This is a genomic window from Nocardiopsis protaetiae (genome assembly GCF_045446735.1).
Taxonomy (GTDB): domain Bacteria; phylum Actinomycetota; class Actinomycetes; order Streptosporangiales; family Streptosporangiaceae; genus Nocardiopsis; species Nocardiopsis protaetiae.
This window is the reverse complement of sequence record NZ_JBJJBV010000307.1, coordinates 1-7,420: the sequence shown is the minus strand read 5'-3', so window position 1 is coordinate 7,420 and position 7,420 is coordinate 1. Positions and strand designations below refer to the sequence as shown.

The 7,420-nt window shown below is 72.3% G+C and carries 6 protein-coding genes; 3 read left to right on the top strand and 3 right to left on the bottom strand.

All coding sequences use genetic code 11. The features are described from left to right. Positions 1-45 precede the first annotated feature (45 nt). Positions 46-1,587 (bottom strand): LCP family protein, encoded by a 1,542-nt coding sequence (locus tag ACJOT3_RS30070; RefSeq protein ID WP_406976513.1) that lies wholly within the window; start codon positions 1,585-1,587, stop codon positions 46-48. Between the two features lie 494 nt (positions 1,588-2,081). On the opposite strand from ACJOT3_RS30070, the gene ACJOT3_RS30065 reads away from it, so the two are divergent. Next, positions 2,082-2,990, top strand: a complete 909-nt coding sequence (locus ACJOT3_RS30065) for an Lrp/AsnC family transcriptional regulator (RefSeq protein ID WP_406976512.1) — start codon at positions 2,082-2,084, stop codon at positions 2,988-2,990. Positions 2,991-3,258: 268 nt separating this feature from the next. After that, a complete protein-coding gene (locus ACJOT3_RS30060) occupies positions 3,259-4,014 on the top strand; it encodes an RraA family protein (RefSeq protein ID WP_406976514.1) in 756 nt (251 codons plus the stop codon). Between the two features lie 440 nt (positions 4,015-4,454). Here the strand turns inward: ACJOT3_RS30060 and ACJOT3_RS30055 are convergent, their stop codons facing one another. Beyond that, positions 4,455-5,156, bottom strand: coding sequence for a FadR/GntR family transcriptional regulator (locus tag ACJOT3_RS30055; protein ID WP_406976511.1), 702 nt, complete (start codon positions 5,154-5,156; stop codon positions 4,455-4,457). A gap of 202 nt (positions 5,157-5,358) precedes the next feature. Here ACJOT3_RS30055 and ACJOT3_RS30050 point away from each other — a divergent pair, with 202 nt between their 5' ends. Beyond that, positions 5,359-6,597 (top strand): CynX/NimT family MFS transporter, encoded by a 1,239-nt coding sequence (locus tag ACJOT3_RS30050; RefSeq protein ID WP_406976510.1) that lies wholly within the window; start codon positions 5,359-5,361, stop codon positions 6,595-6,597. A gap of 26 nt (positions 6,598-6,623) precedes the next feature. Here the strand turns inward: ACJOT3_RS30050 and ACJOT3_RS30045 are convergent. Further along, positions 6,624-7,420, bottom strand: a 797-nt coding sequence (locus ACJOT3_RS30045) for a CPBP family intramembrane glutamic endopeptidase (protein ID WP_406976509.1), incomplete at its 5' end; no start/stop codon positions are given.

Here is a 7,420-nt window from a genome sequence, read left to right as displayed (position 1 = left end):
CGCGGCCCTCAGGTCAGGGCAGGGTGATTCAGGGGCACAGGGTGATCAGGGGCACAGCGCGTTGAGGTCGCTGGCCTCCTCGCCCACCTGGCGGCCCGGGTCGGCCGGGGAGGGCTCGTCCAGGCCGGTGTACTCCTGCCACTCGGTGCGGTCGCCCTCCACACCTTCCTCCAGACCCTCTTCCAGGCCCTCCTCGCCGGGCACGGCCGGGTCCGAGGGGCTCGGGGTGCCGGTGGGCAGCTCGTCGCCGGTCGGGCCCTCGGCCGAGATCGTCTGGGCGACCAGCAGCCGGATCGCCTCCCAGTCCGGGCTGGCCGTGTTGACCTGCGGTGGCGACAGCTGCAGCGTGCTCATCTCGTCGGCGTCGGTCACCATGTCGGCCAGCTCCACGAACGCCGGCACCTTCGACTGCGGGATGTCCGTGCTCAGCGTTCGCTGCGTGGCGCCGGCGAGCTGCCGGTAGCTGGTGAGGATGGTGGTCGGCTCCACCTGCTCGGTCACGTACTTGATGAGGCAGCCCTGCCGCCCCATCCGCCCGTAGTCGTCGCTGTTCACCCGCGAGCGCCCGTACCAGAGCGCCTCGTGGCCGTCGAGCACCCGGATCCCGGGCTCCAGGACGCCGCCGTGCACGCCGTAGGGGATGGGCTCCTCGATCTTCACCCGGATCCCGCCGATGGCGTCGATGAGGTCCCGGAAGCCCCGCATGTCGACCATCGCGTAGTAGGAGATGTCCAGGCCCAGGTTGTAGCCGATGACGGCCTTGAGGGTGTCGGCCGACGGGTCGGGCACGTGCGGGTTGACCGCCAGCACGTCGGGCTCCTCGGCGACCGTCTGGTAGACGTCGTTGAGCAGCATGTCGAACCCGTACGGCTCGGGGTAGCGCTCGGCCAGCGCGCTGCCCTCGGGGAAGTGCACGTTCTCCAGGTTGCGCGGCAGGCCGATCAGCACCGCCTCGCCGGTGTGCGGGTCCAGGCTGGCGACGATCATCGTGTCCGTGCGCACGCCGTACCGGTTGTCGGCCGAGTCCGAGCCGATCAGCAGCACGTTGACCCGGTCCGCCCCGTTCCAGGGGTCGGCGGCGTCGTGCGGGGGCAGATCGTCGCGTTCGGGACCGCCGAAGATGTTGGTGAGCGCATCGTAGGCGGTGTACCCGCCGTGCAGGGCCAGCGCCGAGGGCGCGGCCACCGTCAGGCACAGCAGCACCACCACGGCACCGCTGAGCAGCCGGGCGCCCGACGACGCCCCCTGCGGGCGGGTGATGACCCACGAGTGCACGATGACGGTCAGCCACAGCACCGACACGACGAACACGACGCCCATCGCGGTCATCAGCCAACTGCTGCGCAGGGCCAGGCTCGCCACGGACGTCAGCGTGCCCGCGTCGGACCGTCCCAGGCTCAGCGCCCATATCGCCAGGGCCGCGATCCCGGCCAGATACACGCCCAGGATGACCGCGCCCGCCGCCTTGCGGCGCATCCGCAGGTGCGCGATGCCCGGAAGGGGGACCGCGGCGGCGGTCCACAACAGGGCCCCGGCCGTGCTCGGGCGCGCGGGTGCCCCGTCCTGTTGCTCGTCCTCCGCTGCCACCGACGCTTCCTCTCCAGGGGACGGCGTTCCGACCCCGTACTGTCCATTGTTCCCCGCGGTCGGCATGTTCGCGGTCAAGGGGCACCGCTGATGAACGGATGCGTACTTCCCGACGGGGGCGGCCGGGAGGGAACGCGGGGGGCCGTGCGCAGGCCTGTGGCGAACCGGTTCGCATCGTCGGGGCCGGCCGTCTCCGCCGCGGGGTGCGGGGTGCCCCCGGGGGTGTCGCGCCGACACGTGTGATCAGTGTGGCGCTTTGCCGGAGTTGTGTGCACGGCTACTCCCTCATTAGGGATGTTCTATACAAGTCTGTTATGTGGCGCTGACGCCTCCGATGGGGCATTGCGCGGACCCTTCCGGCCGCTCAAAGGGGTGAATCAGCCGATTTCTTTCGCGATCGGTAGTGATGGCGGCGCCGTAGCTGCGATGATCTGGCCGCAGGAGGGGGCGCCGTCCGGGGGAAGGGCGGCGTCATGGGAACGAAAGGCACCATTGTGCTCGATGCGGTTGACGCGGCGCTGATGCGCGCGTTGCAGGGGGACGGCAGAGCGACGTTCCAGGCACTGGCCGACGGGGTCGGCCTTTCACGTACGGCGGTGCGCGCACGCGTGCGCCAGCTGGTCCAGTCGGGGGCGATCAGGATCGTCGGCGTCCTGCACGCCGGTGTGGTGGGCATGGAGGTCCTCGGCCATGTGTCGTTCCGTGTCACAGGCCCGGTGGGGCCCTTGCTGGACGCCCTGGGAGAGCGCGAGGCGGTGACCTTCGCCGCGCAGTCGGCGGGCAGGTTCCCGGCCGTCGCCCAGGTGCGGGTGGCCGATGACGGGGCCCTGACCAAGGAGCTCGCCGAGTTGCGCGCGCTGCCGGGGGTGGACGGCGCGGAGGTGTTCCGGGCCGGGTCGGTGTTCAAGGACGCCCACAGCAGCGTGCGCGAACTGCGCGACGTTGAGTTGGACGCCTTGGACTGGCGACTGGTTCGCCGGCTGCTGCGCGACGGTCGGGCCTCCTACGCGGACCTGGCCCGCCAGGTGGGGCTGTCCCAGGCGGCGGCCCGGTCCCGGGTGGTGCGCCTGCTGGACTCGGGGGTGATCCACGTGACCGCGGTCGTGGAGCCGACGGCGCTGGGCGCCAACGAACAGCTGGGGTTCGGGTTGCGCTGCCGGGGGGACGCCGAGGCGCTGGGGACGGGGCTGGCGAACATGCCCCGGGTGTCGTTCCTGGCCAGCGGGTTCGGCCGCTACGACGTGATCGGCACGCTCAGCGCCCCCGACCGCTGTCGCCTGGTGGAGGCGCTGGAGAGCGTTCGCGCGACCCAGGGGGTGGCCCACGTGGAGACGTGGGAGCACCTGTCGGTCCGCAAGGAGCGCAGGGGAGGGGACCGCGCGCTGGAGTGGATTCCGGCCTAGGGGACCTCCGGCCAGGGGGTCCGTGGCCGACCGCCGACCGTCGGCCGGGAGCCGTACGCGCCCCGGACCGCCCGCGTCGATCTCACCGCTCGCGCCCGAGGGGCGTGTGAAATGTAACCAGCGGTAGCATTTTTACGTGTTTCCGTCTCGTATGGCTTGCATCACGCTTAAGTTACCCGTGAGTATGGAAGGGGCCGGTTCGAACCGGCCACACCGGGCGCGGGTGTAGTGGGAGGCTGACGTGGCGCTTGCGGACACACTTACTGCTGTGGGAACGGTGGCGCTGGCCAGGTGCGGCGGCCGCCCCTTCGGTACGCATCTCTTCTCCGTCTGGCCGGGGGCGTCGTTCGCGGCGACCGCCTTCCCCGTGCGCTGCACCCCCGGGGACAACCTCGCCATCCACGTGGCCGTCGCCCAGGCCCCGCCGGGATCGGCCCTGGTCGTCGACGTCTCCGGGGAATCCGAGTACGGCTACGTCGACGAGATCCTCGCGGTGGCGGCCCGGGCCCGCGGCGTGCGCGGCATCGTCCTGGACGGGTGCGTGCGCGACGTCGCCGCCATCGCCCGCTGCGAGCTGCCCGTGTTCGGCGCCGGGGTCGCCGTGCGCGAGGCCCGCCCCGAGGCGGGCGGCTCGGTCGGCGACCAGATCACCATGACGGCCGCCGGGCCGGTCCCCATCGCGGTGCGCCGGGGCGACTGGATCGTGGCCGACGACGACGGCGTGGTGTGCCTGCCCCGGGGGCAGGTCAGCGCCATCATCACCGAGACGATGGACAGCATCACCCGCGAGCAGGAGATCATCGACGCCGTGTGCGCGGGGGAGAGCACCCTGGACCTGCTCGGCCTGGACCCGTCCCGGGTCAGCGGCTGGGAGGGCGGGCCGGACGCCCGCGGCCGCCGGGGCGGGGCGCGCCCCCGCACCCTGGGCTCGCGCCGCGAGGCCCCGGCCCGCGGTGCTGCGGGCGATCCGGGCCGGACGCGGCTGCCCTCGCGCCCCGCAGTGGGCGACTCCTACCGGGACTGAACCCGCTCGGATCCGCTACCGCGCACCATGCGCACCACCGGTCCCACAAAAAACTTCGGCCCCATCCGTCCCGGCTCCGCACCCGCCGCGGGGCCGGGTCCGCTCCGAGGCCGAGACCGCCCTGCGCGAGCCCGGAACCCGTGCCCACCGTGGGGCCGGGTCCCCCGACCCGCACCCGCCGCGGGGCCGGGTCCCCGGTCGGCCTCGGACACGCCTCCTCCGAGCCGGTGCCCACAGGGGCGGGGAGCGAGCGCGGGGCCCCGATCCCGGACTCCGAGGGGCCTGATGCCACCGGCGGGGCGCGGGCCTCCCGAGGCGGGTACGGGTGGTCACCGGATCCCGGATCCCGGATCCCGGATCCCGGACGCGGAGCGGCCCCGGTCCTGGGGAGGGGACGTTCCCAGGACCGGGGCCGACGCGTGTGCGGGAGGAGGTGCGCCTCACTCCTCGGTGAGCGACAGCAGCTCGTCGATGTAGCAGGTGGCCTCGCGGACCGCGGCCACCGGATCGGCGGCGCGGATGGCCTCGGTGAGCTTGGAGTGGTCGATGCCGTCCCCCGACGGGGTCGGGCCGGCGTCTTCCTTCTGGTTCTGCTCGTAGGCCGTGTGCGCGATGCTCGCGTGCACCACCTGGGCGATGTCGTCGTAGAGGTCGATGAGCAGCGTGTTGTGGGTGGCGTTGACGACCGAGCGGTGGAACGCGAAGTCGGCCTCCACGAACGCGCTCATGTCCCGCTCGCGCCAGGTCGACTCGCGCAGGCCCATGGCCCGGTCGATGTCGGCCATGTCCTCCTCGGTGTGGCGCAGCGCCGCCAGGCGGGCCGCCTCCACCTCCAGGGCGCGGCGCACCTCCAGGTTCTCGCGCAGGCGCGAGCGCTCCAGACGGCGGCGCAGGGCCCCGCCGAGCTCGCTGGAGGCGCGCACGAACGTTCCGGCCCCCTGGCGGATCTCCAGCAGGCCCGCGTGGGCGAGGGCGCGAACGGCCTCACGCACCGTGTTGCGCCCCACCTCCAACTGCTCCGACAGCTCCGACTCGGTGGGGATGCGGTCGCCGATGCCCCACTCACCCGAGTCGATCTGGGCTCGTAACTGACTGATGACCTGGTCGACTAGACCGGTCCGGCGTGTCGAGGCGAGGGGCACGCTATTTACCTCCTAGGGGCGGGTCGCCGGATGACAGGGCCAGCGTACGGGTGCGGGTCGGTTAAAGCCGGAGCTTAGACCAGTCACGTACGGGAATTGGTCTCGGACGTCAATGCGTTATCCTCATGCAGTACATCGGGTCATCCTACGAATATGTGAGCCGCCCTACATGAGCACCCGAGTCATTCCCCGAAGCAGCGAGATGAACCCTGCCCCCACCGCCCCCGCCCGCCCCGGCGCCGGGGCGCTCCTCCTCATCGCCGCCGGCATCGCCCTGGCCGCCCTCAACCTGCGCACCGCCATCACCAGCGTGGGCCCCCTCCTGGACGAGGTCACCGCGGGCCTGGGCATGACCGCTGTGGGCGCCGGAGTCCTCACGACCCTGCCCGTGCTGAGCTTCGCGCTCTTCGGCGGGCTCACCCCCACCCTGTCCCGCCGCCTCGGGTCGCACCGGCTCCTGCTGCTGGCCCTGGCCGCTGTCACCGTCGGGCTGGCCGGACGCGCCCTGGTCGGCTCCCCGCTGCCGTTCCTCGGGCTGAGCGTGCTGGCGCTGTCCGGCGGCGCGGTCGGCAACGTGATCCTGCCCGCCCTGGTCAAGCAGCACTTCCCGCACCGGGTCGGGCTGATGACCACCGTGTACACCACCGCCCTGGCGCTGGGCACCACCATCGCCGCGGCCGCCACCGTGCCCCTGTACGAGTCGACCGGGCAGTGGCGCGTCGCCCTGGGCTCCTACGCCCTGTTCGGCCTGGTCGCCGCCCTGCCGTGGCTGCTCACCCTGCGCCACCAGCCCGCCGCCGGCGACGGCGCCCGGGCGCTGGGCTTTCGCCGGGTGCTCTCCACCGGCGTGGGCCTGCAGGCGATGCTGTACTTCGGCACCCAGTCGTCGATCGCCTACATCATGTTCGGCTGGTACGCGCAGATGCTGCGCGACCAGGGGATGAGCGCGTCCAGTGCCGGGCTGGCCCTGTCGTACCTGACCCTGCTGGGCATCCCCATGTCCCTGGTGCTGCCCACCCTGCTGACCCGGGTGCGCGACCAGCGGCCGTTCGTGCTGATGTTCGCGTTCGCCTACATCGTGGGCCTGGGCGGCCTGTGGATCTCGCCGATGAACGGCGTGTGGGTGTGGACCACGCTGATCGGCGTCGGCATGGGCAGCTTCGTGTACGCCCTCACCTCGTTCGCGCTGCGCACCCGCACCAGCGAGGGAACGGCGGCGCTGTCGGCCACCAGCCAGAGCCTGGGCTACCTCATGGGCGGGGCGGGGCCCTTCCTGTTCGGCCTGCTGCACGAGCTGACCGGCGGGTGGCACGCGCCGCTGGTCCTGGTCCTGGTGCTCGTCCTGGGCAACATCGTGGCCGGGTGGCTGCTGGGGCGCCCGCGTTACCTGGAGGACGCCCTCGCCGCCCGCGACGAGGCCAGGGCGGCGGGCAGGGCCTAGGAGGTCGCGGCCTAGGAGAGAGAAGCCTAGGAGGGCAGCCAGTCCAGGCGGCCGACGAGGTACACCGAACCGACGAACGCCACGATGTCGATGACGGTGTGCGCCACCACCAGCGGCATCACCCGGCCGTAGCGGTGGTAGAACCAGCCGAACACCAGGCCCATGACCAGGTTGCCGAAGAACATCCCCACGCCCTGGTACAGGTGGTAGAAGGCGCGCAGCACCGAGCTCGCCACCACCGCCTTCCACGGGGTCCAGCCCAGCTGCCCCAGCCGGTGCAGCAGGTAGCCGACGACGATGACCTCCTCCAGGATGCCGTTCTTGGCGGCCTGTAGGACGAGCACGGGAACGTCCCACCAGTTGCCCTCCAGGGCGCTGGGGGCGATGGTGACGGTCATGCCCAGCTGCCACGACACCACGTAGACGGCCAGGCCGCCCACCCCGATCAGGGCCGCCAGCACGGCGCCCGACCGCAGGTCGAACCAGGGGCGGCGCAGGTCGAACCCGATGGTGCGCATCGACTCCGCGGAACGGTGCAGCAGGTAACCGGCCAGCAGCACCGGGGCCAGGCCCACCGCCACCCGGTACAGCTGCCAGGACAGGTCCAGCCACGGCCGCTGGTCGGCGGCGGGGCGGACCAGGCTGGCGGTGTGCTCGGCCAGGGCCTCGGGTGCGGTGAGCACGCCGAGGAAGGAGATGACCGCCGACACCGCCGAGGCGCCCAGGGACAGTGCCAGCAGGCACACGATCTCCCAGCGCAGGGTGGCCGCCCCGGGCAGGGCGAGGCCGGAAGCGGCGGGGCGTGCGGAGGCCGGGGTGCCGG